This window comes from Streptomyces sp. NPDC087215, from assembly GCF_044744885.1.
GTDB lineage: Bacteria > Actinomycetota > Actinomycetes > Streptomycetales > Streptomycetaceae > Streptomyces.
This window is the reverse complement of record NZ_JBIUZD010000011.1, coordinates 177,013-202,216: the sequence shown is the minus strand read 5'-3', so window position 1 is coordinate 202,216 and position 25,204 is coordinate 177,013. Positions and strand designations below refer to the sequence as shown.

Sequence of the window (25,204 nt, the reverse complement as noted above, 5' to 3'; positions counted from 1 at the left end):
GCGGAGCCGGGAAGATCAGCCCTTGCGGGCCTTGATCTCCTCGGTCAGCTGCGGGACGACGTCGAACAGGTCGCCGACGACTCCGTAGTCGACCAGCTCGAAGATCGGCGCCTCGGCGTCCTTGTTGATCGCGACGATCGTCTTCGAGGTCTGCATACCCGCGCGGTGCTGGATCGCGCCGGAGATGCCGGAGGCGATGTACAGCTGCGGCGAGACGGACTTGCCGGTCTGGCCGACCTGGCTGGAGTGCGGGTACCAGCCGGCGTCGACGGCGGCGCGGGAGGCGCCGACGGCGGCACCGAGCGAGTCGGCGAGCGCCTCGATGATCCCGAAGTTCTCGGCGCCGTTGACGCCTCGGCCGCCGGAGACCACGATCGCGGCCTCGGTCAGCTCGGGGCGGCCGGTGGACTCGCGCGGGGTGCGGGCGGTCACCTTGGTGCCGGTGGCGAGGGCGCCGAAGGAGACCGCGAGGGCCTCGACGGCACCGGCGGCCGGGGCGGCCTCGACGGGGGCCGAGTTCGGCTTGACCGTGATGACCGGGGTGCCCTTGGAGACACGGGACCTGGTGGTGAAGGAGGCGGCGAACGCGGACTGCGTCGCGACCGGGCCCTCGTCACCGGCCTCCAGGTCGATGGCGTCGGTGATGATGCCGGAGCCGATGCGGACCGCGAGGCGGGCCGCGATCTCCTTGCCCTCGGCGGAGGACGGGACGAGCACGGCGGCCGGGGAGACGGCCTCGTACGCGGCCTGGAGGGCGTCGACCTTCGGGACGACCAGGTAGTCGGCGAACTCGGGCGCGTCGGCGGTCAGGACCTTCACGGCGCCGTGCTCGGCGAGGACGGCGGCGGTGTCGGCGGCACCGGTGCCGAGGGCGACGGCGACCGGCTCGCCGATGCGGCGGGCGAGGGTCAGCAGCTCCAGGGTGGGCTTGCGGACGGCTCCGTCGACGTGGTCGACGTAGACGAGAATCTCAGCCATGGGACTTCAATCTCCTGCGAACGAAAAACGGGCGGTCTGAAGGGCTCGCACGGGCCGGGAGGGTGCCCCCGGCCCAGCTGACCGAGTCCTAGATGAACTTCTGCTCCGCGAGGAAGCCGGCGAGCTGCTTGCCGCCCTCGCCCTCGTTCTTGACGATCGTTCCGGCGGTGCGCGCCGGACGTTCGGCGGCGGAGTCGACCGCGGTCCAGGAGCCTTCCAGACCCACTTCCTCGGCCTCGATGCCGAGGTCGGACAGGTCCAGGGACTCGACCGGCTTCTTCTTGGCCGCCATGATGCCCTTGAAGGAGGGGTAGCGCGCCTCGCCGGACTGGTCGGTCACGGACACGACCGCCGGGAGGGAGGCCTCCAGTTGCTCGGAGGCGGTGTCGCCGTCACGGCGGCCGGTGACCTTGCCGTCCTCGATCCTGACCTCGGAGAGCAGGGTGACCTGCGGGACGCCCAGGCGCTCGGCGAGGACGGCCGGGAGGACGCCCATCGAGCCGTCGGTGGAGGCCATGCCCGCGATGACCACGTCGTAGCCGGTCTTCTCGATCGCCTTGGCCAGGACCAGCGAGGTGGCCATGACGTCGCTGCCGTGCAGGTCGTCGTCCTCGACGTGGACCGCCTTGTCGGCGCCCATCGAGAGCGCCTTGCGAAGCGCGTCCTTGGCGTCCTCGGGGCCGACCGTGAGCACGGTGACCTCGGCGTCGTCGGCCTCCTCGGCGATCTGCAGCGCCTGCTCGACGGCGTACTCGTCGAGCTCCGACAGCAGGCCGTCGACGTCCTCGCGGTCGACGGTCAGGTCATCGGCGAAGTGCCGGTCGCCGGTGGCGTCGGGCACGTACTTCACACAGACAACGATCCTCAAGCTCACGCCGGCTCTCCTACTGCAATCGTCACTAACTCGGCTGCCTTGTTGCTCGCAGCATAGGCGCCCGGAGGGCGGGGTCCCGGTCGGGGCGCCGGACGCCCCGACCAGAATATTACTCGCCAGTACACCCAGTTCGTGACCCATGAGCAAGCGCTCAGGCGTGTGATCTGCCCGACGCGCGGAGAGCGGCGCGCGCGGGAACTCTCAGTCGCGCAGCGCGTTGAAGCGCCCGTGGTGGTAGAGCAGCGGACGGCCCGCGCCCTCGGGGTCGCCCGCGACCGCCTGCGCGATCACGATCCGGTGGTCGCCCGCGGGCACCCGTGCCACGATCCGGCACACCAGCCAGGCGAGCACACCGTCGAGCACGGGCACGCCCTCGGGGCCGACGCTCCAGCGGGTGCCCCCGCCGAAGCGGTCCGCCCCGCTGCGCGCGAAGGTGGCGGCCAGTTCCTGTTGGTGCTCGCCGAGTATGTGCACGCCTATGTGCTCGGTCTCGGCCAGCACGGGCCAGCTGGAGGAGGAGGTGCCCACCCCGAAGGAGATCAGCGGGGGCTCGGCGGCGACGGAGTTGAGCGAGGTCGCGGTGAAACCGACCGGGCGTTCGCCGTGCGCGGTGACGACGGCGACGCCCGCCGCGTGCCTGCGGAAGACGGAACGGAGCAGATCGGGAGAGGCCGACCGGGGTGCGCCGACGGCGGGAACGGTACGGAGCTCGGGCGAAACCGTCATGGAATTGTCCTTCTGCGGGGGCGGCATGGGAGGTGTCCTGGGGTCGTCAGACACCCGGACAGCGCGCGCTCGCGTTGCGGGCCAGGTCCACATGGGTCCGGCCGTAGAGAAGGAGTTCTGGGGGCACTCCGCCAGGGTGACGATCGTTGCCGTGCGCAGTCAAGTGCGTACCGCGATGTGGGAGGAGTGTCACGGCGTCAGAGCGCCCGCCCGAGCGCGGCGATGACATCCGCCGTGCGCGGTTGTCCGGCGGCGCGCCGGACGACCCGGCCCGTCGCGTCGAGGACGAGGACGGTCGGGGTACGGGTGACCCCGAGCGCGCGGACGAGTGCCAGCCGCTCCTCGGCGTCGATCTCCACGTGTCCGACGCCGGGGACCATGGCGGCCACCTCGGCGAGGGTCTGCCGGGTGGCGCGGCACGGCTGACAGAAGGCCGTGGAGAACTGGACGAGGGTCGCCCGCTCCCCCAGGGGGGCGCCCAGCGCCTCCGGATCCAGGACCTCGGTCATCCCCTCCGCCTTCCTCTCGGTTCTCCGGCTTTCCCGCTTGCTCTCCGCTGCTCTCCGCGCGCGTACGGCCTCGCGCGGAGAGGGCCGAATGCCGGTACGGACGGCCCTCTCGCACGCGTGCGCACCCGCGCTCTCCCGTGCAGCGTCGCACGGGCCCGTTCGATTCCCGCCACGACCACCGCGAGTGACGAGAATCTCCCTGTACGAAGCCGCCTGGACTGGTCACGGCGGCCCACATGGGGCACGATCTGCCCAAAGCCGAAAACCTACGGCCGCGTAACTTCGCCGGGAGACCCTCCCCAGGCAAGACGAAGAAGAGGTTCCTCTCCGATGGCAGAACTCGTCTATCGACCGGTCGTCGGTGCCGCGCTCGCCCTGTTCAAAGCACTCGACCTGAAGATCGACATCCAGGGTTCCGAGCACATCCCGCGGACCGGCGGAGCGGTGCTGGTGAGCAACCACATCAGCTACCTCGACTTCATCTTCACGGGCCTCGCGGCCCTCCCGCAGAAGCGTCTGGTGCGCTTCATGGCGAAGGACTCCGTCTTCCGGCACAAGGTCTCGGGACCGCTGATGCGCGGCATGAAGCACATCCCGGTGGACCGGTCGCAGGGCGAGCACGCCTACCGGCACGCCCTGGAATCGCTGCGCGCCGGTGAGATCGTCGGCGTCTTCCCGGAGGCGACGATCTCCGAGTCGTTCACCCTGAAGAGCTTCAAGACGGGGGCGGCGCGCCTCGCGCAGGAGGCGGGCGTCCCGCTCGTCCCGATGGCCCTGTGGGGTACCCAGCGCGTCTGGACGAAGGGCCGCCCGAGGAACTTCCGGCGCAGCCACATCCCGGTGACGATCCGGGTCGGCGAGCCCTTGGAGGCGCCCGCCGACCAGTACGCGGGCGCCATCACCCGGCGGCTGCGCGAGCGCGTCCAGGAACTCCTGGAGGCGGCCCAGCGCGCCTACCCGGTCCGCCCGAAGGACGCGGACGACACCTGGTGGGTGCCCGCGCACCTCGGAGGTACGGCTCCGACGCCCGCGCAGGTCAAGGAAGCGGGCTGAGCCGACCGGAGCGGCCCCCGGTCACTCCGGGTCACCGACGGTGATCCGGGCGCCGGGGCTGAGCTTCTCCAGGGACTCCGCCAGTTCCCTGCCCGCCGCGACCAGTTCGTCCCGGGTCATGGGGGCCAGCGACTCCAGCAGGAAGAAGGCGTCGGTGGTGTCGTCGTCGATGCGGGTGCGGGGGCCCTGGCGCCAGTTCCAGCGGCGGCAGGTGACACCCTCCTCGTCGCGCCAGACGACCTCGCCGGGCTCGGGGTGCTCCACCGTCTCCACACCGCCCGCCACGGTGACGAAGGGCTCGTCGCCGGTGGCCCGCACCAGGCTCATGGCACCCCGGACCCGCCCCAGGTCCTCGCCGCCCACCGGGATCAGATGGGCCACGCTGACCGCGTTGTAGGCGTCGACCAGCCGGTTGATGCGGGGCAGTCCGCCGTCCGCGAGCGCGCGGCGGGCGAGCGCCTCCGCGGAGTTGCGGGTGCGGGAGGGCTTGGTGCCGAACGCGGTGTACGCGGCGCGCCAGGCGGCGACGTGCGGGTCCTGGTCGGGGCTCCGGCCGTCGAGGCGCTCGGCGAGCCGTCGCGCGGCCTCGTCGAGGAGCGCCGAACTGGCCTCGTCGCTGGGCCCGTTGACCAGTCCGCGGGCTTCGACGAGAAGATGGGTGAAGCCGGGCGCGAGGGTGCGCACCTCGTCGGAGACTGTGAGCGTGAGGGTCATGATCCGCCGTTCGCCGTGTCCGGGTGCGGGGCTCGGTGGGGAGCGTCCGCCAGAGGGGGCCGGTCGGGTGCGGCGCGCAGGACGTCGGGGCGACCGGATGCGGTTCAGTATAGAGGACCGTATGGTGCATCACGATGGACCGTCCTTGCGGTCCGTACGAGTCTCCCCCGGGACGTCCATCCCTGCGACGCGCCGCCCGCCGACGCGGTCAGAGCGATGCGAGCCAGGTCGCGGTGGCCTCGGGACGGCCGAAGCGGAGGGTGTCGAGAGGCGCGAAGCGGGGATCGCGGACGAGGCGCCCGATCTCCCGGTGGCGGGCTCCGTGCTGGGACCAGGACCACCGGGCGGGGTGCTCCGGGCTCAGCCAGTCCTTCCAGGTCTCCCTGTTGCCGCCGAAGAGGACCTCGCGGGTGAGGCTGCGCCGGAGGGACCGGCGCAGCACCCTCGGCATCACGACCCGCCGGGGGTAGTCGAGCCAGACCACGGTGTCGGCCCGGTCCCACAGCCGATCACGGACCTCGGGGCTCCCCAGCGAGTCGACGATCCAGCGGGGTCCGGCGGCCAGACCCGACACGGCCTCGGCCAGCCGGGGGTTGACGGCCCAGCCGGGGCCGTCGTAGTACAGGGCGTCCATCTCGTGATGGGGCAGGCCCAGCCGGGCGCCCAGGGTCCGGGCGAGGGTGGATTTGCCCGCGCCGGTGACGCCCACCACCAAGATCCGTTCCACGGGGCGCACCCTATCCCGTGGCCCGCACGGACCTCCGCCCCGACCGCGCGGCCCCCTCGCCGGACCCCTCACCACGCCTCCTCGCCGGGCTCCCCCGCCGGGCCCCTCGCCGAACCCAGGAGCCGGACCCAGGAGCCGAACTCAGGAGCCGGACTCAGGAGCCGGACGAGGGGCGGCGCGGGGGCGGGACCGTACCCAGCAGTTCCCACAGGGGCGTGGAACCGGCGGCCCACCGGGCGAGGAGATGACGGTCCACCAGGTGCAGCCGCTGGGAGCGGGCGAACTCGACGGCCCTGCCCGTGAAACGGCCGTTGGTGACCAGGACGACGACGTCACCGTGGTGGACGGGCCGTCCGGTCCCGTTGAGGACGTGCAGATCCGGTGTCCCGACCGCCGCACCGGCCAGTCCCGCCCTGCGGTGCTTGCACTGGATCACCCACAGACGGCCGAACGGGTCGGTCGCCTTCACATCGGCGCCGTTGTCACCGGCTCCGCCGACCCGGACCGCCCCGGGACAGCCGTCGCGGCGCATCAGGTCCCGTACGGCCTCCTCGAACTGCTGGTGGTGCAGGGCGTCGATCCGCGGCAGCTCGTAACGCAGTCCCCGCTCCCGCACCCGGTCCCGGCGGGCCGCCTCCCGCCGCCGGTGCAGCCACGCCCCACCGGCGGCGGCCAGGGCGAGGAGGAGCACTCCCGGCACCCAGGGATGCGCGGCAAGCCACCGCAGCGCTCCGGCGACCAGGCCCCACACGAGGGCCAGGGCCAGCAGGAACAGAACGGCCCGCTCCCCGCCCGACACCCCGCCCCGGCGCCGGGGCGCGGGACGGCGTCCGGACGCGGGCCGCCGACGGGGCGGACGGGCACGGGACCGGTGCGGCGCCGAGCGGCGCACGGCGGAGGACCGCCGGGGGCCCGGCCGGGCCCGGCCGCTCACGCGCCCGTCCCCGGTGCGCCCCGCGCCGGTCGACCGGTGTCCGGCACGTCGGTCGTCGTCATGGAGACCCTCTTCCCCTCGGCCCGCCCGGCCGGTCCGGGGCGGCCCCGGCCAGTGCAGCGGACCGCGCACCCCGGCCGCAGCGGGTCGGCGCACGATGGCGGAAATCCCGCCGACGCTGTCCGGTTGCCGCCCGTTCGCACAGGTCGGAGCCGTCCACGGGGTCGGAAAGGCTCCGGTCCGCGCGGTCCGGCCGCCGCGCGCCGCGCGAGGGCAGGCCGCCCGCCGCGCCGACGGCCCCGGAACGCGGAGCCGACCGAACGATCGGGCGTTACCTCATCGTAATCATTCTGTACCTAGCGGTAACAAGTCGGCGCATGGCACCTTTCCGATGCCACCGGCGCCGGAGGCACCCCCCACTTTCCGTGCCACGCACCGCAGTCGCCGTCGCGCGTCGTCGGCCGCTCCGGCGTGGCCGACCGCAGGAGTTCCGCGTGATCGGATTCCGCAAGGCAGGCAACGACAGGGCCGTCCACGGCCGGGTGCGAAGGACCGCCGGCGCCGCGACGGCGGTGATGCTCGCCGTGGGCGGGCTGCTCTCGGCGGGCGCCGGGACCTCGGCGGCCGGTCCGGGCACCGGACCCACCGCCGTGGTGTCCATGGGCGACAGCTACGTCTCCGGCGAGGCCGGACGCTGGAAGGGCAACAGCCTGACCGACAGCGGCAGCAGGAACGGCACCGACCGCGCGTGGGTCAGCGGCAGCTCGTACGACCCCGCCAAGGTGTACGGGGCGAGCGCGGGCGGCTGCGACCGCTCGGACTCGGCCGAGGTGCTCAGCGCGGGCCCCCTCGCCGACACGGCCGTGAACCTGGCCTGCTCCGGCGCGACGTCGGAGAACGTCTTCCGCGCCGCGAACGGGGGCGTGCCCCTCAAGGGCGAGGCCCCGCAGGCCGACCAGCTCGCCGCCGTCGCCGCGAGCCGCGACGTCAGGGTGATCGTGCTGTCGATCGGCGGCAACGACCTGGGCTTCGCCGACATCATCGAGGAGTGCGCCTACGACTTCGTCCTCTGGGGCTCCTACTGCTACGACGACCAGCAGTACGCCGTGGACGGGAAGATCGACGCCGTGGTCGCGGGCATCGGCAAGTCCGTCGACGAGATCCGGGCCGTGATGCGCGGGGCCGGTTACGCCGACTCCTCGTACCGGGTCGTGCTCCAGTCCTACCCCTCACCGATCCCCCGGGGCGCGGAGAACCGGTACACGCAGAGCGACTGGAGCCGGCTGAACACCGGCGGCTGTCCCTTCTGGAACCGTGACTCCGACTGGGCGAGGGACTCGCTCGTGCCGCAGCTGGCGAACCGGATCAAGGCGGTCGCCGCGGCCAAGGGCGCCCAGTTCCTGGACCTGCGCGACATGCTCCAGGGGCGCGAGGTCTGCGCGAAGTCCAGCAAGCTGGTGAGCTCCTCCGTCCCCGCCTCGGCGAGGACGAGCGAATGGGCGCGCTGGATCGACACCAACGAGACCCAGGGCCCGGTCCAGGAGTCGATGCACCCGAACCACTACGGCCAGCTCGCCCTCGGCCGCTGTCTGGCGCTGGCCGTGGCACAGCCCGCGGCCTCCGGGGTGAGCTGCCGGAACACCCCGGGGGCCGACCACACCGGCATGTACCTGACGCCGGTCCCGTAGAACGACGGGGGCGGACCGCCGCTTCGCTCCGGCGGTCCGCCCTTCTCCCCGCCGTTCGCGTGCCGGGGGTCAGCGGGCGAGTTCTTCCTTCAGCGCCTGGAGGAAGGCGTCCACGTCGTCCTCGGTGGTGTCGAAGGCGCACATCCAGCGCACGTCCCCGGCGGCCTCGTCCCAGAAGTAGAAGCGGAACCGCTCCTGGAGCCGTCGGCTCACCTCGTGCGGCAGCCGGGCGAAGACCGCGTTGGCCTGCACCGGGTAGAGGATCTCCACCCCGTCGACCTCGCGGACCCCGGCGGCGAGCCGCCGCGCCATCGCGTTGGAGTGACGGGCGTTGCGCAGCCACAGGTCCTTCGCGAGGAGGGCCTCCAGCTGGACGGAGACGAAGCGCATCTTGGACGCGAGCTGCATGGACAGCTTGCGCAGGTGCTTCATGTGGCTGACCGCGTCGGGGTTGAGGACGACGACGGCCTCGCCGAAGAGCATCCCGTTCTTCGTGCCGCCGTACGACAGGACGTCGACGCCCACCGCGTTGGTGAAGGCGCGCATCGGGACGTCGAGGGAGGCGGCGGCGTTGGCTATCCGGGCCCCGTCGAGGTGCACCTTCATGCCCTTGCCGTGGGCGTGCTCGACGATGGCGCGGATCTCGTCCACCGTGTAGACGGTGCCCAGCTCGGTGTTCTGGGTGAGGGAGACGACCTGCGGCATCGCCCGGTGCTCGTCGTCCCAGCCCCAGGCCTGCCGGTCGATCAGCTCGGGGGTGAGCTTGCCGTCCGGGGTGGGGACGGTGAGCAGCTTGAGGCCGCCCATCCGCTCCGGCGCGCCGCCCTCGTCCACGTTGATGTGGGCGGACTCGGCGCAGATGACCGCGCCCCAGCGGTCGGTGAGCGCCTGGAGGGCGGTCACGTTGGCCCCGGTGCCGTTGAAGACCGGGAAGGCCTCGGCGGTGGGGCCGAAGTGGCTGTGCATGATCCGCTGGAGGTGCTCGGTGTACTGGTCCTCGCCGTAGGCGACCTGGTGGCCGTCGTTGGCGAGGGCGATGGCGGCGAGGACCTCGGGGTGGGCACCGGCGTAGTTGTCGCTGGCGAAGCCCCGGACCGACGGGTCGTGGCGACGACGTGCGTCGGTCCTGGGGCCGAGGGCCGCGGTCACGGCTTGGGGGTCAACCACAGACGCTGTCCGTTCACTTCCTGGGCGGGCCTGTCCCACAGGCCGACGATCTCGTCGGCGAGGTCACCGACGTCGGTGAAGCCCGCGAACTTCGCGTTGGGGCGTTCGGCGCGCATGGCCTCGTGCACCAATGCCTTGATCACCAGGATCGCAGCCGCCGCCTGCGGGCCGTCGTCGCCCCCGAGCTTGCGGAAGGAGTCGGCCATGGCGAGGGTCCAGGCCTCGGCCGCCGCCTTGCCCGCGTTGTACGCGGCGTTGTTGGCCAGCGGCTTGTGCGCGCCGACCTGGCTGATCAGGGCGTAGCGGCCGCGGCCGCCGCTGCGCAGCAGTCCGTCGTGGAAGGCGAGGGAGGTGTGCTGGACGGTGCGGATGAGGAGCTTCTCCAGGAAGTCCCAGTCGGCGAGGTCCGTCTCGGTGAAGGAGGGGCTGCCGCGCCAGCCGCCGACGAGGTGGACCAGGCCGTCGACGCGGCCGAACTCCTTCTCGGTCTTGGCGGCCCAGTCGCGGGTGGCGGCCAGGTCGAGGAGGTCGACGGTGTCGCCGACGACCTTGGCTCCGCCGTGGGCGTAGCCGGCGGCGTCGACGGCCTCCGCGAGGCGCTCCGGGTCGGCGTCGGACGCGACCACCGTGGCGCCCGCCTCGGCGAGGCGCAGCAGGGTGGCGCGGCCCGCCGGGCCTGCCGCTCCGGCGACCGCGATGACGGCACCGTCGAGCGGTCCGCCGTTTCCGTCGGTGTTCATGGTCGACGTCTCCTCCGTGTTCTCGGTGCGCGCGCTCACGCGGCGGCCCGCTCGTGCCGCGGGACGTCGGCGGCGGTGATCCCCTTGGTCTCGGCGATCACGCCCTTCAGTTTCTTGGCGAGGGCCTCGAAGAACATGCTGAGCGGAAACTCGTCGGGAAGCACCTCGTCGACGAGCTTGCGCGGCGGGAGGGAGAGGTCCAGGGCGTCGGGGCCCTTGGCCCAGGTGGAGCCCGGGTGCGGGGAGAGGTAGGTGGAGACCAGCTCGTACGCCTTGAACCAGTGGACGAGCTTCGGGCGGTCGATGCCGTCGCGGTAGAGCGTCTCGATCTCGGCGCAGAGTCGGTTGGTGACCTCGGGGGCCCGCTGCCAGTCGATCTTGAGGGTGTTGTCCGTCCAGCGCACCACGTCGTTCTTGTGGAGGTACGCGAAGAGGAGCTGGCCGCCCAGACCGTCGTAGTTGCGGTTGCGGTCGCCGGAGAGCGGGAAGCGGAACATGCGGTCGAAGAGGACCGCGTACTGCACGTCACGGCCGTGCGCGTTGCCCTCGGCCTCCAGCTTCACGGCCTCCTTGAAGGCGGTGAGGTCGCAGCGGAGCTCTTCGAGGCCGTACATCCAGAACGGCTGGCGCTGCTTGATCATGAAGGGGTCGAAGGGCAGGTCGCCGTGGCTGTGGGTGCGGTCGTGGACCATGTCCCAGAGGACGAACGCCTGCTCGCAGCGGGTCTGGTCGTCGATCATCGCGGCGATGTCGGCGGGCAGCTCGATGCCGAGGATGTCGACGGCTGCTTCGGTGACCTTGCGGAAGCGGGCGGCCTCGCGGTCGCAGAAGATGCCGCCCCAGGTGAAGCGCTCGGGGGCCTCGCGGACGGCGATGGTCTCCGGGAAGAGGACGGCCGAGTTGGTGTCGTACCCGGAGGTGAAGTCCTCGAAGGTGATGCCGCAGAAGAGCGGGTTGTCGTAGCGGGTGCGCTCCAGCTCGGAGAGCCACTCGGGCCAGACCATGCGGAGCACGACGGCTTCGAGGTTGCGGTCCGGGTTGCCGTTCTGCGTGTACATCGGGAAGAGCACGAGGTGCTGGAGCCCGTCGGCGCGGTCGGCGGCCGGGTGGAAGGCGAGCAGCGAGTCCAGGAAGTCCGGGACGGTGAAGCCGCTCTCGCCCCACTTGCGCAGGTCGGCGACGAGGGCCAGGTGGTAGGCGCCGTCGTGCGGGACGAGCGGGGAGAGCCGTTCGACCGCGGTGGTGACGCGGTCGAGGGTCAGCTCGGCGAGCGCGCGGGCGGGTGCGCCCTCGCGCTCGAAGTCGATGGAACCGTCCGCGCTCTGCCAGGTGCGGATCTCCTCCACGGCATTCTTGAGCTCGGGCCAGGCGGGGTGGTCGACCACCCGGGCTGCGGTGGCTATCCCTCCACCGGTCACGTCCTGCACAAGAATTTCCGTCATGCCACTTCCTCCACAGGAGAACCTCGCGTTAAGACACCGTAACCATCGGCGGTTCTTCACCACAAGGGGGCCAAGAGAAATTATCCTGCGTGACCCCCCTGTCGGCAGAAGTTTTTCCTGTCTCGAAGGGTTGAAGCCACCCTTCCGTCGAGTGGATCAGATCAGCGTCAGATCAGCGGCTTCACCAGGAGCTCGAACTCCAGATCGTCGCGCTGGGGCACTCCGAAGCGCTCGTCGCCGTACGGGAACGGGGTCATCCGCCCGGTGCGCCGGTAGCCGCGGCGCTCGTACCAGGCGACCAGTTCCTCCCGCACGGAGATCACCGTCATGTGCATCTCCCGCACGTCCCACAGCTCGCGGACCCGGCGCTCGGCCTCCGCGATGATCAGCTTGCCCAGACCCGCGCCCTGCAGTTCCGGGCGGACGGCGAACATGCCGAAGTACGCGGCCTCGTCCCGGTGCTCCAGCTGGCAGCAGGCGACGATCTCGCCGTCGCGCTCGACGACCAGGAGCCTGCTGCCGGGCGTGGTGATCACGGCGGCCACCCCCGCCGGGTCGGTGCGCTGCCCCTGGAGGAGGTCCGCCTCCGTGGTCCAGCCGCCCCGGCTGGCGTCGCCCCGGTAGGCCGACTCGACGAGCGGGACGAGGGCCGGGACGTCGTCCACGACCGCCTCCCGGTAGGTGATCCGGCCGGTCTCCTGCGACGTGGCGGTGTCCATGTGTGCGGGGCTCCCCTCGGGCGCTGACGATCGCGGTGCGCGACCGGCCCGAGCCTAACGCGCCCCCTCCTCCCCCTTTCCGTACGCCTGTGCGCGTCCGTGCGCCCGCGTGTGTGCGGACGGCGGCGGGCATCCCTACCGGGGAGCGGGCCCGAGCCGAGGGAGGTGCGCCGTGCACGGAGCGGCCCTGTCCGGGTGGCTGATGGTCGCCCTGTGCACGGCCACGGGGGTGTACTGCCTGCTGCGGACGCGGGTGTGCGTCGGCGCGGCCCGGCGGGCGGCGGGCGGCGAGGCCGTGATGGGCTTCGGCATGGCCTCCATGGCGCTGCCCGCGGCGGTGCTCACCCGGCCGGAGTGGGGCTGGGCGGTGTACGCGGCGGTGTTCGGCGCGGCGGCCCTACACGGGCTGTCCGGACTGCTCGGGGGGCGGCACGGCGGCCACCACGCGCACCATCTGGTGGGCTCGCTCGCCATGGTCTACATGGCGCTGGCGATGGCGTCGGCAGGTCCCGGAGCGCACACGGGCCACCCGGCGGCCACGGCGGGGGGCGTCCCCCTGCTCACCGGCACCCTGCTCCTCTACTACGGGGTGTACGTGCTCCACACGGGCACCCGGCTCGTCCCGGTGGCGGCACCGGCCGACGCGGGCGTCGGCACCGGGGGCACGGGAGCCGCGACCATGGGAGCCGGGGGCGGCTGGGTCACCCGCCCGGAGCTGGCGCTGGCGTGCAGGCTCTCGATGGCGCTCGTGACGGTCGCGATGCTGCTGACGCTCTGATCGGGCCGGACCGGCGCGAGCCCGTCGAAGTACACCGAATCCCGCCGAAGTCGACCGGCGACCGCTCCGTGGCCCCACCGGCGGCGGCCCACCGGCAGCCCCCGAGCACTCCCCGACGACTCTCCGACGACTCTCCGACGACTCTCCGACGACAACGAAACCGTGGTGTACGTCACTTGGTGCCCGAGGCCGTACCCCCGACCCGTATCCCGCTCATAGGGTGACGCCCATGTGGGTCTCCCTCGTGCTGCTCCTGCTCGGCCTCCTCACCGCGCTCACCGCCCCCCGGCTCCTCGCGCGGGCCCACTGGGCCGAGCGAGAACCCGTGGTGGCCCTCTGGGTCTGGCAGTGCGTGGTCGCCGCCGTGCTGCTGAGCTTCGCGCTCTCCATGACGTTCAGCGCCTCCGCCACCTGGCAGGCCGTCCGGGGCCAGGTCTTCGCACCCGCCCCGCGCGCGGTGATCGACGCCTACGAACTCGGCACGACCGGCCCCTGGTCCGCCGTCCTCGCGGTGGGCCTGGCGGCGGGCGGGCTCTGGTCCGGGGCGATGCTCGGCCGCGAGATCGGTCACGCCCGCGCCCGGCGTCGTCGGCGCCGCTGCGAGCTGCTGGTCCGGGCGCCCCTGCTCCCGGGCGAACGGCCCGGGGCCGAGCGGCTCGTCGTCCTGGAGGGCGAGCGGGCCGACGCCTGGTGGCTGCCCGGGACGACGCCCCGGCTCGTCGTCACCACGGCGGCGCTGCGACGGCTCAAGGGCCGTCAGCTCGACGCCCTCCTGGCGCACGAGCAGGGACACGCGCGGGCCCGGCACGACTGGCTGCTGCACTGCTCGGGGGCGCTGGCCGCCGGATTCCCCGGCGTCCCCGTCTTCGCCGCCTTCCGCGAGGAGATGCACCGGCTGGTGGAACTCGCCGCCGACGACGTGGCCTCGCGCCGCTTCGGGCGCCTCACGATCGCCCTGGCCCTGGTCGAACTCAACGAGGACCGGGGGGTGTTCGGGCCGGTGCCGACCTCCGGCGCGAGCCTCCCGCAGCGGGTGAACCGACTGCTCACGGCAACGCCCCGGCTCACCGCGGGCCATCGCCTGCGGCTGACGGCCGCCGCCGCCCTGGTGCCGGTGGTCCCGGTGCTCGTGGCCTTCGTCCCGGCCCTCCGCACCCTGGGGTAGCGGCCGATGACGGCGCCCGGCCGTGCCGGGACACGCTCCACGGACCGCTCGGCGGCGCGCGGGGACCCCCCGGACGATCATCCGGAACGGAAGGTCGGGCAGGATCGGTCCATGCGTACCTCCGCCGTGGTCTCCGGAGTCCTGGCCGTCCTGCTGCTCGTGCTCGTCGCCGCGGGCTGGTCCCCGCTGCTCTCCTTCGACCGTTCGGTCGCCGACACCCTCCACCAGCACGCCGTCACCCACCCGGGGTTCACCCATCTCAACCGGATCCTCAGCGACTGGGTGTGGGACACCTGGACGATGCGCGCCCTGGCCGCCGCGACCGCCCTGTTCCTCTGGTGGCGGCGGGAGCGGCGCACGGCCCTGTGGGTGGTGGGCACGAGCCTGCTGGCCATGGGGCTCCAGCAGGGACTGAAGGCGCTGGTGGGGCGGGAGCGGCCGCAGTGGGTCGATCCGGTCGACTCGGCGCACTTCGCCGCCTTCCCGTCCGGGCACGTCATGACGGCGACGGTGACCTGCGGGCTGCTGCTCTGGGTGCTCGCGCTGTACTGGCGGGACGGGTGGCGCGGCTGGGGCACCGCCGCGGGCGTCGCCGTGGTCTCGGTCCTCGGGGTGGGGTGGACCCGGGTCTATCTGGGCGTGCACTGGCCGACGGACGTGCTGGGCGGCTGGCTGTTCGGCTGGTGCTGCGTGGCCGTGGCGATCCTGGCGTACCGCCGGGTCGAGCGGCGCGAAGGGCACCCGGGCGCCGGGGGCGGGAGGAGCACCATGGAAGGGGAGAAGTGAAGCCGCCTGTTCTGGACGATCCCCCGTGTCGCCCAGAACAGACGGCGGCTCCGTCGGCCTGTCACACGGACATGCCGACGGAATGCGCCGAGTACATTGGCCGACAGCCAGTCAACGCAGGAGTCCAGCATGTCCCCGCGTAGCCCATCGGTCAATGAAGAGCTGCGCCGCAGGTCGCGGGAGCGCATTCTCCAGGCCACGGTGGAGCTGGTGGACAGACGTGGTTACGAGGCCACGACGCTCGGCGACATCGCGGAGCGGGCCGGTATCGCGCGGGGACTGATCTCGTACTACTTCCCCGGCAAGCGCCAGTTGCTCCAGGCGGCCGTGCACCGGCTGATGCACCTCACGCTGGAGGAGGCGCTGGAGCGCGAGCCGCGCACGGAGGACGGCGAGGAGCGGATGGCCCGCGCGATCGACGCGGTCCTGGGCCTCGCGGCGGAGCGCCCGACCCTGATGCGGACCCATATGGCGGGCATCCTGCAGGCCGAGGGGTTCGTGCGGTGCGAGGAGCAGCAGCGGCTGGCGTTCCTGCTGCGGGACACCGTGACGCGGTACGGCTCGCGGGACGTGGAGACGGACTATCCGATGCTGCGCGCCCTGCTGATGGGCGCGGTGGTGGCGGTGCTGCTCCCGGGCGCGGGGATGCCCCTCGCGCGGCTGCGGTCGGAGCTGTTCCACCGCTACGGGCTCGACTGGGAGGCGGGTGTGGCGCCCGGGGGGGGGGCGCCCCGCGGCCCCCCCCCCGGGCGGGCGGGCCCCCGCCCCCCCCGGCCGGGGCGGGCCGCCCCCCCCCCCGGGCCCCCCGGGGCGGCGGGGGGGGGGGGGGCCCCCCGGCGGGGGGGGGGGGGGGGGGGGGGGGGGGGGGGGGGGGGGGGCCCCCCCGGCCCCCCCACCGCCGTTCAGTCCGTCAGCCGGCCCTCACGGGCCGGAGCGGCCGTCCCCGGCCACGGGTTCCACGGGGACGGCGGGGCCGACGGGGACGGCCGGGGAGCCGGGGTCGGCTCAGTCGTCGTAGTCGAAGTAGTCCGGCTGCGTCTGGACGTTGAGCTCGTCCATCCGGATGCGCTTCGCGGGGTCGGTACGACGGTCGGAGAGCTTCAGCACGTCGAAGCCCTTGGCGATGTCGTTGGAGTAGATGTAGCCGTTGTAGTAGTACGCGGACCACGAGCCGCCCGTCGCCATGGTGGTGGCGGAGACGGGGCCGCGCTCGAAGTAGCCGATCTCCTTCGGCCGGGACGAGTCGGTGAAGTCCCAGACGGAGACGCCGCCCTGGTACCAGGACTGGACCATGAGGTCCTTGCCCTTGACCGGGATCAGGGAGCCGTTGTGGGCGACGCAGTTCTCGGTGTCGGCCTGGTGGCGCGGGATCTTGAAGTAGCTGCGGAAGACGAGCTTGCTCTTCTTGCCCTTGCCGACGATGTCGTAGATGCCGTTGGCGCCCCGGTTCGGGCCGACCTGGGCGTTGCAGGTGGCCGCGCCGCCGCCGCCCAGCTCGTCGGTGAAGACGATCTTGTTCGCCTTCAGGTTGAAGGTCGCGGAGTGCCAGAACGCGAAGTTGACGTTGTCCTGGACCTGGTCGATCACCTTCGGACGCTCGGGGTCCTTGATGTCGAAGAGGATGCCGTCACCCATGCAGGCACCGGCGGCGAGGTCCTCCTCCGGCAGCACGGTGATGTCGTGGCAGCCGGTGGTCTTGGAGACGCCCGGGTTGGTCGGCCCGCCCGGGTTGCCGCCGCCGTCCGGGCCCGTGCCCGGGAAGAGGACGGGGAAGCTGACGATCGCGGCCTTCTGGGGGGCCTTGCGGGGCACCTTGATCACGGAGATGCCGTCGTGCGGGGGCTGGCAGTCCGGGAAGGCGGCGTTGGGCGAGTAGGAGGAGACGTAGACGTAGACGTCCTTCTTCTTCGGCACCAGCGTGTGGGTGTGCGAACCGCACGCCGTCTCGACGGCGGAGACGTACTTCGGGTTGCGGACGTCGCTGATGTCGAAGATCTTCATGCCCTCCCAGGACTCCTTCACCGACGCGGGCTGCGTGGTGCTGGAGCAGGAGTTGTCGCTCCGGGAGGAGTCCGTCGAGAGGAACAGCAGGTTCCCGGAGACGGAGATGTCGTTCTGGGAGCCGGGGCACAGGACCTGGGCGACGGTCTTCGGGGCCTTCGGGTTGCTGATGTCGAAGATCCGGAAGCCGTCGTAGTTGCCCGCGAAGGCGTACTTGCCCTGGAACGCGAGGTCCGTGTTGAGGCTCTGCAGCGCGTCCTTGGGGACGTTCGCGAGGTGCTCGATGTTGGAGCTGTGGACTATCTCGTCCACGCCGGGTATCTCGCCGCTCTGGATGGCGGCGCGGGCCTCCGCCCTCTGCTGCGAGGAGACCGTTCCCTCGACGAGGGCGTCTCCGGGGTCCGGGATGGCGGCCGCGGGCCCGGCCGTGAGCAGTGTGGCCAGCAGTCCGACCGCGGCGGATGCCACGCCCAGTCGTCTGATCCGTGCACGCGGATCACGCGTGATGGATGAGGTGCGCGGGGTTCGCAACGAAGTCACTCCGTCCTCCCTGATGCCCGTTCACTGTTGAACGGGTGTTTGACCCCGGCAGTATCTTCCCTACCATGCACATCTCAACAGATGGCAACACAGACGTAATGAAGGTTTTTGATCGGTACCCCTGAGAAAGTGCTAGGAACGGCACAGTCCCGTAAGCAGACCTGGAGGTCGTGTTGTTGATCCGCCGTCAGCGTGCCGTCGTCGCCGTGGCCCTGTCCGCCGTCGCCGTACTCGCTCTGACCGCCTGTGAGTCGGATCCCGGGAAGGGTGCGCCGCAGGCGGCTTCGTCGGACGGGAACACGGTGGTGGCGCCGGGGAAGCCCGGTGAACCGGCCCGGCGGATATCCCCGGAGGAGGCGGCGAGCCTGCTCCCGGACGAGAGCCCCAACGGCGCCGACTTCCGCTACACGCAGATGATGATCGTGCACCACCAGCAGGCCCTGACCATGACGGCGCTGGCCCCGGAGCGGGCGGCTTCGATCAAGGTGAAGAAGGTGGCCGAGCGGATCGGGGCGGCGCAGAAGCCGGAGATCGGCGCGATGGAAGCCTGGCTGAAGAACAACGGCGGTCCTCGCGAACAGGCGGGTCACGACCACGGCTCGATGCCGGGGATGGCGACCGGGGCCCAGCTGGAGAAGCTGAAGAACGCCCGGGGCAAGGCCTTCGACGAACTGTTCCTGAAGCTGATGATCACCCACCACGAGGGGGCGGTGACGATGGCGGCCGAGGTGCTGGGCCAGGGCAACAACGTCCTCGTCGAGGAGATGGCCAACGACGTGATCGCCCAGCAGAGTTCGGAGATCAACCGGATGCGGTCGATGTAGTCGTGTCGCCCGGTGTGACCGCGCGTACGGGGAGGAGAGGGCCGCGCGTCAGCCGCCGAGCAGTGTCCTGGCGGTGCGGTAGAGCACCCGGGGGCCGGTGAGCGCCCTGGGCCGTTCCAGCATGTGGAGCACCCTCATATAGGTCTCGTTGACCTCGGGGTCCGTCACGGACGCTTCGGTGATCCCGTCCGCGACCCGCCTGAGGACCGTGTAGCCGCGCGGGTAGGGCCCCGTGACGTGCGGCTGGGCGAGGTCGGCGGTCGTGGACAGTTCCCAGGCCGCGTCGACGAACACTCCGGCCGTGCGGAAGTAGCGCAGGGCGGGTTCGCCGCCGCCCGTCCCCGACCGCAGGTGCGCGTGGAGCGAGGCGGCCTGGAGCGTGGCCAGGGTGAGCCCCTGCCCGTAGACGGGGTTCACGGTGGCCAGCGCGTCGCCGATGACGACCAGACCGGCCGGGAAGCGGGTCAGGTCGCCGTACCGTCGGCGCCTGCTCTCCGCGAAGGTGAACGGTGCCGCGTCACCGAGCGGTTCGCACACCTCGGCGAGCTCGCGGAACGGGGCGACGCACCGCTTCATCCGGGCCAGGAACTCCGCCGGGTCCTTGCCGGGCTTGTGGGCGGCGTACCCGGCGAGCAGGACGGACCAGGTGTCCCCCTCGACCGCCGCCAGCGCGCCGGGCTCGATCACGGTGGGCAGGTATCCGCTCCTCGGGCCCGGCATGGAGTGGGCGATCACCGTGCCCGGAAGTTCTCCGCCACGGGCGAACCGGGCGGTGGCGTAGCCGAGGTCCACCCGCATCCGGTCCACCGGTGCGGCCTGCCAGCCCGCGCCGGTCAGCCACGCCCCGAGGCGGCTGGAGCGTCCCATGGCGTCGACGACGAGGTCGGCCGTCAGCTCCGTCTCCGGCTCGCCGTGCGCCGCGATCCGCGCGCCGAGGACACGGCGGGGCCCGAAGAGGAGCCCCCGGGCCGTGGCGCGTTCCACCCTGACGTTCCCCAGGGCGGTGACCCGGCGCCGGACGTGCCGCTCGATGAACGGGCGGGTCGCGCCGAGCATCCGGATGCCGGGGACGGGCACCTTGAGCCGGCCGTCCACGTAGAACCGGATCGCGTCGCCCTGTCCGAGGTGCGCCCCGCCGTCGGTCAGCTCCCGGGTGATGCCGGGGAACAACTTCTCCAGCTGGGCGTGCCCCATGCCGAGGAAGGCGTGCAACTGGCCCCGGTGCGGCGCGCCGGGGCCCGTGCCGTCCTCGTCGAGCGGATCGGGTTCGACGAGGACGACCTCGTCGGCGTACTCGCTCAGGACCCGGGCGGCGAGCAGTCCCGCGAAGCTTCCGCCCAGCACCACGGCACTCCGCACGTCGCTCCCCCGTCCGGGCCGGTCACGCGGCCCCGTTCGACCGGACCACGCCTCCGCGTCGGTCCGCGCCTCAGGACGGTACCGCGCGCGGGCGGCCCGGCACCGCGGATCGACCTGGATTCACCCGCGGACCACGGTGAGGACGTCGGTGATCCGCCGCATCACCGGGAGCGGGAGCGCGGGGTTGCGGATCGCGTCCCCTGCGGTCTCCGGGGCGGACAGCAGCCGGAGGAGGACGTCCCCGGGAAGGGCGGGGTGCCGGGCCGCCAGGGCGCGGACGGTGGAGTCGGGGTCCTCGGCGAGCCGGGCGGCGGCGGCCGGGAGGAGTCTCGGGTCCCGGGCCGTGTCCTGCCGGACCTCCTCGGACGGGTCGTGGCTGAACTCCTCGACGAGCGCCCCGGTGGCCTCGGGGTCGCGGAGGGCGAGCCGCCGCAGCCGGGGGTTCGGGTCCGTGGCGAAGCGGAGCAGTCCGGCGCGGGGGAAGCGGGGGTGGCTGCGGGGCCGGTCGGGGTGGGTGAGGCTGCCGGTCCACCAGTGCCAGACCTCCAGGAGCATCTCGGCGGGCGCGTCCTCGCAGGACTCAGCGAGGAACAGCCGCACGGCCCGGTGCTCGTCGCGGGCGAGCCGGGCGACGGCGTCCGGGGGGAGGCGCCGGGCGCGGGCGACGCTGCCGCGGACGTACGGGTGGGAGGAGGCGGCGAGGCGGCTCATGGCCCCGGGGTCGTCGTGCAGGGCGGCCACCCAGGGCAGGGCGTGGGGCCACCTGCCGGTGGTGTCGAGGTCGACGCGGACGGCCGCGCGCCGCTCCTCGGTGAGGTCGGGGCGCAGGGCGATCCGGTGCCGGACGTACGGGTCGGGGTCCTCGGCGAGCAGGGCGGTCCCGGCCGGGGGCAGATCGGGGTGGTCGGCGATCCGGCCGCGTACCTCCGGGTCCTCGTGGGCGGCGAGCCGCAGCGCGAGCGAGGGGTGGAGTCGGCAGCGGTCGAGGCCGGGGAAGGCGGGGCCGCCGAGGAGTCCGAGGGTGTGCTCGTCGAGGGGTTCGTCGTGGTGGCGGCGGACCAGCGCGGCGGTGCGGACCTTCCCGGCGGGGTCGGTCAGCAGGGCCTCACGGGCGGCGGGGCAGAGGTGGTCCCAGGCGGGGGCGCAGGCGGCGGCCCGTACGGCGGGGTCGGGGTCGGCGGCGAGGACGCGCAGGAGCCCGGCGCCGAGTCCGGGCAGCGGGGCGGTCTCGGCGCGGACGAGCGCCGAGGGGTCTGCGGTGAGCCGGGCCAGGGTCTCCGGGGCGAGCACCGCCCGGGAGCGGACGGCGTCCTCGACGAAGTACGACCGTACGGCGGCGGAGGGTTCGGCGCGCAGGTGGCGGTCCCACTGGGCGGGGGTGAGGGCGTGCCGGGCGTCGGAGAGGGCGTCGCGCACGCGCCGCTCGGGGTGGCCCGCGGCGGCTTCGACGACGGCCGACGGCAGATCGGCGCGCAGGAGGAAGCTCGCGTTGAAGGGGAGGAGGCGGATCAACAGGTCCTCCGGGACGGCCCGGTTGAGGCCGAGCCACTCCCAGCCGTGCACGAACGTCCCGAACTCCTCGTACACGTCCTGTTCCACCTGTTCCACGCGTCCCCCGTCCTTCCGCCGTACCGCCGTACCGCCGTACCGCCGTACCGCCGTACCGCCGTACCGCCGTACCGCCGTACCGCCGTACCGCCGTACCGCCGTACGCCATTGTGCCGTTCACGCGGGCGTCGGGCCGGGCGGGGGCGGGCCCCCGGCCATCGGGCACGGGAGGTCGGGGTCCTGACCGTGGGACAGGGACGGCTCGGGCCCCCGGCCGTCAGGCCGTGTCGTTCTCGCGGGTGGCCTGGGCCTCGGCGGCCGTCAGTACGGCGTCGAGGAGGCCGGGGAACAGGGCGTCGAGGTCCTCCCCGCGCAGGGCGTTGAGCTTGGCCGTGCCCCGGTACGTCTGCCGGATGACCCCGCCCTCGCGCAGGACCCGGAAGTGGTGGGTGGTCGTGGACTTGGTCACCGGGAGGTCGAAGTACGAGCAGCTCAGTTCGGCGGCCTCGCGTGCCATCTCGCGCACGATCCGCAGTCGCACCGGGTCCGAGAGGGCGTGCAGCACGGCTTCCAGGCGGATCTCGTCCCGCTCGGGGTGGTCGAGGGCGCGGGCGCTGGCGGCGGTCGTCATGGCGGCGGCTCCACTTCATCCGGGTACCCCCATGGTACGAGAACTCTCGTAGTTTGACAGATCTCGTACTACGATGGGTACCGTACTAGCGTCCGCAAGGCACCCCGAAACGGAGTCCGTCATGAGCGTCGCCCTGTTCGAGCCCTACACCCTGCGCTCCCTCACCGTGCCCAACCGGGTCTGGATGGCGCCCATGTGCCAGTACCTCGCCGCGACGACCGGACCCGGCACGGGGGTCGCCACGGACTGGCACTTCGCCCACTACGCCGCCCGCGCCACCGGCGGCACCGGGCTCGTTCTCGTCGAGGCGACCGCCGTCTCCCCCGAGGGCCGGATCACCCCGGCGGACCTCGGCCTGTGGAACGACGCCCAGACCGAGGGCCTGCGCCGGATCGCCTCCTTCCTCAAGGAACAGGGCACGGTCGCCGGGATCCAGATCGGACACGCGGGCCGCAAGGCGTCCACGGAACGCCCCTGGGAGGGCCGCGGACCGGTCCCCGAGGGCGGCGACGGCTGGCAGGCCGTCGCCCCCAGCCCCGTCCCGTACGCCGAGAGCCACCCCGTGCCGGCCGAACTGACCACCGCGCGCGTCCGGGAGATCACCGGACAGTTCGCGGACGCGGCCCGCCGCGCCCTCGACGCGGGCTTCCAGGTCGTCGAGGTGCACGGCGCCCACGGCTACCTCATCGGCGAGTTCCTCTCCCCGCACAGCAACCACCGCACCGACGAGTACGGCGGCTCCTTCGAGAACCGGACCCGGTTCGCCCTGGAGGTCGTCGACGCCGTCCGCGCGGTCTGGCCCGAGGAACTCCCGCTGTTCTTCCGGATCTCGGCCACCGACTGGCTGGACGAGCACGGCTGGACGGCCGACGACACCGTACGGTTCGCCGCGCTGCTCCGCGCCCACGGCGTGGACCTCCTGGACGTCTCCAGCGGCGGCAACGGCGGACCCGCCCGCATCCCCACCGGCCCCGGCTACCAGGTGCCCTTCGCCGCCCGCGTCAAGGCGGAGACCGGGCTGCCGGTGGCCGCAGTCGGCCTCATCACCGAGAGCGAGCAGGCCGAGAAGATCCTCATGAACGGCGAGGCCGACGCGGTCCTCCTCGGCCGCGAGCTGCTCCGTGACGCCTCCTGGGCCCGTCGCGCCGCCCGCGAACTCGGCGCGCAGGCCCCGGCCGCCCCACCGTCGTACGCCTGGGCGATCTGAGCGGGGAGAGGCCCTTCGCCACTGGTGGGAGGGGTGGACCGGGGTGTCCGGGGGGCCGTTGTCGGTGGCCGGGTGCAGACTGGCCGGTATCCGCGACAACGGCGTCCTGGAGGTGGCAGCCATGCCCGACGTACTCCTCACCGTGGGCACCCGCAAGGGGCTCTTCATCGGCCGCAGACACGACGGCCGCTGGGAGTTCGACGATCCGGCCTTCCCCGCGCAGGCCGTGTACTCCGTCGCCGTCGACACCCGGGGCCGCGTCCCGCGCCTCCTCGTCGGCGGGGACAGCGCCCACTGGGGCCCGTCCGTCTTCCACTCCGACGACCTCGGCCGGACCTGGACCGAACCGGCCAGACCCGCCGTCAGATTCCCCGAGGACACCGGCGCGTCCCTGGAACGGGTCTGGCAGCTCCACCCGGCACCCGCGCACTCCCCGCGCGTGGTGTACGCCGGGACGGAACCGGCCGCCCTCTTCCGGTCGGCGGACGGCGGCGAGTCCTTCGACCTGGTCCGCCCCCTCTGGGAGCACCCGACCAGGTCCCGCTGGGTGCCTGGCGGTGGCGGCGAGGCCGTGCACACCGTGGTGACCGACCCCCGCGACCCGGCGGCACTGACGGTCGCCGTGTCCACCGCCGGGGTGTTCCGCTCACGGGACGGCGGGGCCGACTGGGACCCCTCGAACGACGGGGTGTCCGCCGTGTTCCTGCCGGACCCGCACCCCGAGTTCGGCCAGTGCGTCCACAAGATCGCCCAGGACGCGGCCGACCCGGACCGGCTCTACCTGCAGAACCACTGGGGCGTCTTCCGCAGCGACGACGGCGGCGCCCACTGGTCCGACATCGGCTCCGGACTCCCCTCCGACTTCGGCTTCGCGGTCGCCGCCCACCCGCACCGCCGGGACACCGCGTACGTCTTCCCCATCACCGCCGACTCCGACCGGGTCCCGGCCGGCCGCCGGTGCCGGGTCTACCGGACCACCGACGCCGGGGCGAGCTGGCAGCCGCTCACCGAGGGGCTGCCCGGGGGCGACCACTACGGCACGGTGCTGCGGGACGCGCTGTGCACGGACGACGCGGACCCGGCGGGCGTGTACTTCGGCAACCGCAACGGCGAGGTGTACGCCAGCGCCGACGACGGCGACACCTGGCGGCTGCTCGCCGAGCACCTGCCGGACGTCCTCTGCGTCCGGGCGGCGGTCGTCTGAGCACGGAGCCCGTCCGAGCACGGGCCGGGGAACTCCGGGGCGGGCGCGCCCCGGACGGGTGGAACCTCAGGACGAGCGGAGTTCAGGACGGGCGGAGACTCAAGGCAGGCGCCAGTCCACCGGCTGCGCGCCCAGCCCCAGCAGCAGCTCGTTGGCGCGGCTGAACGGGCGGGAGCCGAAGAAGCCCCGGTCCGCCGACATCGGCGAGGGGTGCGCCGACTCGATCGCGGGCAGGTTCCCGAGGAGCGGGCGCGCGTTCCGCGCGTCACGGCCCCACAGGATCGACACCATCGGCTTGCCCCGGGCGGCGAGGGCGCGGATCGCCTGCTCGGTCACCTCTTCCCAGCCCTTGCCCCGGTGGGCGGCGGGCTTGCGCGGGGCCGTGGTCAGTGCCCTGTTGAGCAGCAGGACGCCCTGCCGGGTCCACGGGGTCAGATCGCCGTTGGACGGCCGGGGCAGTCCCAGATCCGTGTGCATCTCCCGGAAGATGTTCTCCAGGCTGCCCGGCAGGGAGCGGACCTCGGGGGCGACCGCGAAGCTCAGCCCGATGGCCATCCCCGGTGTCGGATAGGGGTCCTGACCCACGATCAGGACCCGGACGTCGTCGAAGGGCTGCTGGAAGGCCCGGAGCACGTTCTGCCCCGACGGCAGGTACGTCCGGCCCGCCGCGATCTCCCCCCTGAGGAAATCGCCCATCTCCGCCACTCGCCCCGCGACGGGGCTCAAGGCCTCCGCCCAGCCGGGCTCCACCAGTTCGTTCAAGGGTCGCGCTGCCACGGTCCGTCACTCTACCGGCCTACAGTGACACCGTGAACGAGCCCGCCGCCCCGCCGCGGCCCGCCGAAGCCCCCGGGACCACCACGCCGTTCCCGCCCTCCGCTCCCTCCGCT

General features: G+C 72.8%; 24 protein-coding genes and 1 pseudogene. 9 read left to right on the top strand and 16 right to left on the bottom strand.

Annotation, left to right across the window (positions count from 1 at the left end):
• Positions 1-15: 15 nt before the first annotated feature.
• From ACIO92_RS25755 to ACIO92_RS25740, 4 genes are all read right to left on the bottom strand, one after another.
• Positions 16-978, bottom strand: a complete 963-nt coding sequence (locus tag ACIO92_RS25755; RefSeq protein WP_366442565.1) for an electron transfer flavoprotein subunit alpha/FixB family protein — start codon at positions 976-978, stop codon at positions 16-18.
• Positions 979-1,066: 88 nt separating this feature from the next.
• Complete coding sequence (locus ACIO92_RS25750) at positions 1,067-1,852, bottom strand: electron transfer flavoprotein subunit beta/FixA family protein (RefSeq protein WP_366442566.1); 786 nt, start codon at positions 1,850-1,852, stop codon at positions 1,067-1,069.
• A 201-nt stretch (positions 1,853-2,053) separates the two neighbouring features.
• Complete coding sequence (locus tag ACIO92_RS25745) at positions 2,054-2,578, bottom strand: flavin reductase family protein (RefSeq protein ID WP_402282909.1); 525 nt, start codon at positions 2,576-2,578, stop codon at positions 2,054-2,056.
• A 197-nt stretch (positions 2,579-2,775) separates the two neighbouring features.
• Positions 2,776-3,087: a TlpA family protein disulfide reductase gene (locus tag ACIO92_RS25740; protein WP_402058962.1), complete on the bottom strand. Its 312-nt coding sequence runs from the start codon at positions 3,085-3,087 to the stop codon at positions 2,776-2,778.
• A gap of 330 nt (positions 3,088-3,417) precedes the next feature.
• Between ACIO92_RS25740 and ACIO92_RS25735 the strand changes: the two genes are divergently transcribed.
• Positions 3,418-4,140 (top strand): lysophospholipid acyltransferase family protein, encoded by a 723-nt coding sequence (locus ACIO92_RS25735; RefSeq protein ID WP_402282911.1) that lies wholly within the window; start codon positions 3,418-3,420, stop codon positions 4,138-4,140.
• A gap of 21 nt (positions 4,141-4,161) precedes the next feature.
• On the opposite strand, the gene ACIO92_RS25730 is transcribed toward ACIO92_RS25735, so the two are convergent.
• The 3 genes from ACIO92_RS25730 to ACIO92_RS25720 all read right to left on the bottom strand — a co-directional run bounded on the left by ACIO92_RS25730 (position 4,162) and on the right by ACIO92_RS25720 (position 6,380).
• Positions 4,162-4,854, bottom strand: coding sequence for a phenylalanine--tRNA ligase beta subunit-related protein (locus ACIO92_RS25730; RefSeq protein WP_366442570.1), 693 nt, complete (start codon positions 4,852-4,854; stop codon positions 4,162-4,164).
• A gap of 208 nt (positions 4,855-5,062) precedes the next feature.
• Positions 5,063-5,581, bottom strand: a complete 519-nt coding sequence (locus ACIO92_RS25725) for an adenylate kinase (protein WP_366442571.1) — start codon at positions 5,579-5,581, stop codon at positions 5,063-5,065.
• A 154-nt stretch (positions 5,582-5,735) separates the two neighbouring features.
• Positions 5,736-6,380, bottom strand: coding sequence for a restriction endonuclease (locus ACIO92_RS25720; RefSeq protein ID WP_366442572.1), 645 nt, complete (start codon positions 6,378-6,380; stop codon positions 5,736-5,738).
• A gap of 629 nt (positions 6,381-7,009) precedes the next feature.
• On the opposite strand from ACIO92_RS25720, the gene ACIO92_RS25715 reads away from it, so the two are divergent.
• The gene (locus ACIO92_RS25715; RefSeq protein WP_366442573.1) at positions 7,010-8,203 is read left to right on the top strand and encodes a GDSL-type esterase/lipase family protein; all 1,194 of its coding nucleotides are present in this window, start codon (positions 7,010-7,012) and stop codon (positions 8,201-8,203) included.
• Between the two features lie 69 nt (positions 8,204-8,272).
• Here the strand turns inward: ACIO92_RS25715 and ACIO92_RS25710 are convergent, their stop codons facing one another.
• From ACIO92_RS25710 to ACIO92_RS25695, 4 genes are all read right to left on the bottom strand, one after another.
• A complete protein-coding gene (locus ACIO92_RS25710; protein ID WP_366442574.1) occupies positions 8,273-9,352 on the bottom strand; it encodes a low specificity L-threonine aldolase in 1,080 nt (359 codons plus the stop codon).
• Positions 9,349-10,110 carry an SDR family NAD(P)-dependent oxidoreductase gene (locus ACIO92_RS25705; RefSeq protein WP_384859363.1) on the bottom strand — a complete coding sequence of 254 codons (762 nt, stop codon included), beginning with the start codon at positions 10,108-10,110 and terminating at the stop codon, positions 9,349-9,351. The genes ACIO92_RS25710 and ACIO92_RS25705 overlap by 4 nt, the downstream gene beginning before the upstream one ends.
• Before the next feature lie 35 nt (positions 10,111-10,145).
• Positions 10,146-11,552, bottom strand: a complete 1,407-nt coding sequence (locus ACIO92_RS25700) for a DUF6421 family protein (RefSeq protein WP_366442576.1) — start codon at positions 11,550-11,552, stop codon at positions 10,146-10,148.
• 167 nt (positions 11,553-11,719) lie between these two features.
• Positions 11,720-12,271: a GNAT family N-acetyltransferase gene (locus tag ACIO92_RS25695; protein WP_366442577.1), complete on the bottom strand. Its 552-nt coding sequence runs from the start codon at positions 12,269-12,271 to the stop codon at positions 11,720-11,722.
• Between the two features lie 172 nt (positions 12,272-12,443).
• Between ACIO92_RS25695 and ACIO92_RS25690 the strand changes: the two genes are divergently transcribed.
• From ACIO92_RS25690 to ACIO92_RS25675, 4 genes and pseudogenes are all read left to right on the top strand, one after another.
• The gene (locus ACIO92_RS25690; RefSeq protein WP_366442578.1) at positions 12,444-13,049 is read left to right on the top strand and encodes a DUF5134 domain-containing protein; all 606 of its coding nucleotides are present in this window, start codon (positions 12,444-12,446) and stop codon (positions 13,047-13,049) included.
• 229 nt (positions 13,050-13,278) lie between these two features.
• Positions 13,279-14,214, top strand: coding sequence for a M56 family metallopeptidase (locus ACIO92_RS25685; RefSeq protein WP_366442579.1), 936 nt, complete (start codon positions 13,279-13,281; stop codon positions 14,212-14,214).
• Between the two features lie 111 nt (positions 14,215-14,325).
• On the top strand, positions 14,326-15,000 hold the full coding sequence (locus ACIO92_RS25680) for a phosphatase PAP2 family protein (RefSeq protein WP_366442580.1): 675 nt from the start codon (positions 14,326-14,328) through the stop codon (positions 14,998-15,000).
• A 129-nt stretch (positions 15,001-15,129) separates the two neighbouring features.
• Positions 15,130-15,768 (top strand): annotated as a pseudogene (locus ACIO92_RS25675) (TetR/AcrR family transcriptional regulator); the annotation flags it as partial.
• A gap of 237 nt (positions 15,769-16,005) precedes the next feature.
• Here ACIO92_RS25675 and ACIO92_RS25670 read toward each other — a convergent pair.
• Complete coding sequence (locus ACIO92_RS25670) at positions 16,006-17,541, bottom strand: hypothetical protein (RefSeq protein WP_366442582.1); 1,536 nt, start codon at positions 17,539-17,541, stop codon at positions 16,006-16,008.
• Between the two features lie 173 nt (positions 17,542-17,714).
• Here ACIO92_RS25670 and ACIO92_RS25665 point away from each other — a divergent pair, with 173 nt between their 5' ends.
• A complete protein-coding gene (locus ACIO92_RS25665) occupies positions 17,715-18,365 on the top strand; it encodes a DUF305 domain-containing protein (RefSeq protein WP_366442724.1) in 651 nt (216 codons plus the stop codon).
• Positions 18,366-18,413: 48 nt separating this feature from the next.
• On the opposite strand, the gene ACIO92_RS25660 is transcribed toward ACIO92_RS25665, so the two are convergent.
• The 3 genes from ACIO92_RS25660 to ACIO92_RS25650 form a co-directional block, all read right to left on the bottom strand.
• Positions 18,414-19,724 carry a hypothetical protein gene (locus ACIO92_RS25660; RefSeq protein WP_366442583.1) on the bottom strand — a complete coding sequence of 437 codons (1,311 nt, stop codon included), beginning with the start codon at positions 19,722-19,724 and terminating at the stop codon, positions 18,414-18,416.
• 120 nt (positions 19,725-19,844) lie between these two features.
• Positions 19,845-21,332: a PE-PGRS family protein gene (locus tag ACIO92_RS25655; RefSeq protein ID WP_402282917.1), complete on the bottom strand. Its 1,488-nt coding sequence runs from the start codon at positions 21,330-21,332 to the stop codon at positions 19,845-19,847.
• A 217-nt stretch (positions 21,333-21,549) separates the two neighbouring features.
• Positions 21,550-21,903, bottom strand: coding sequence for a helix-turn-helix domain-containing protein (locus ACIO92_RS25650; protein WP_366442585.1), 354 nt, complete (start codon positions 21,901-21,903; stop codon positions 21,550-21,552).
• Between the two features lie 121 nt (positions 21,904-22,024).
• On the opposite strand from ACIO92_RS25650, the gene ACIO92_RS25645 reads away from it, so the two are divergent.
• Entirely contained in the window at positions 22,025-23,110 is a 1,086-nt protein-coding gene (locus ACIO92_RS25645; protein ID WP_402282919.1) for an NADH:flavin oxidoreductase/NADH oxidase, read from the top strand.
• A gap of 121 nt (positions 23,111-23,231) precedes the next feature.
• Positions 23,232-24,314 carry a WD40/YVTN/BNR-like repeat-containing protein gene (locus ACIO92_RS25640; protein ID WP_401238897.1) on the top strand — a complete coding sequence of 361 codons (1,083 nt, stop codon included), beginning with the start codon at positions 23,232-23,234 and terminating at the stop codon, positions 24,312-24,314.
• Between the two features lie 99 nt (positions 24,315-24,413).
• Here ACIO92_RS25640 and ACIO92_RS25635 read toward each other — a convergent pair whose 3' ends face one another.
• Positions 24,414-25,091 (bottom strand): uracil-DNA glycosylase, encoded by a 678-nt coding sequence (locus tag ACIO92_RS25635; protein WP_366442588.1) that lies wholly within the window; start codon positions 25,089-25,091, stop codon positions 24,414-24,416.
• Between the last annotated feature and the right edge of the window lie 113 nt (positions 25,092-25,204).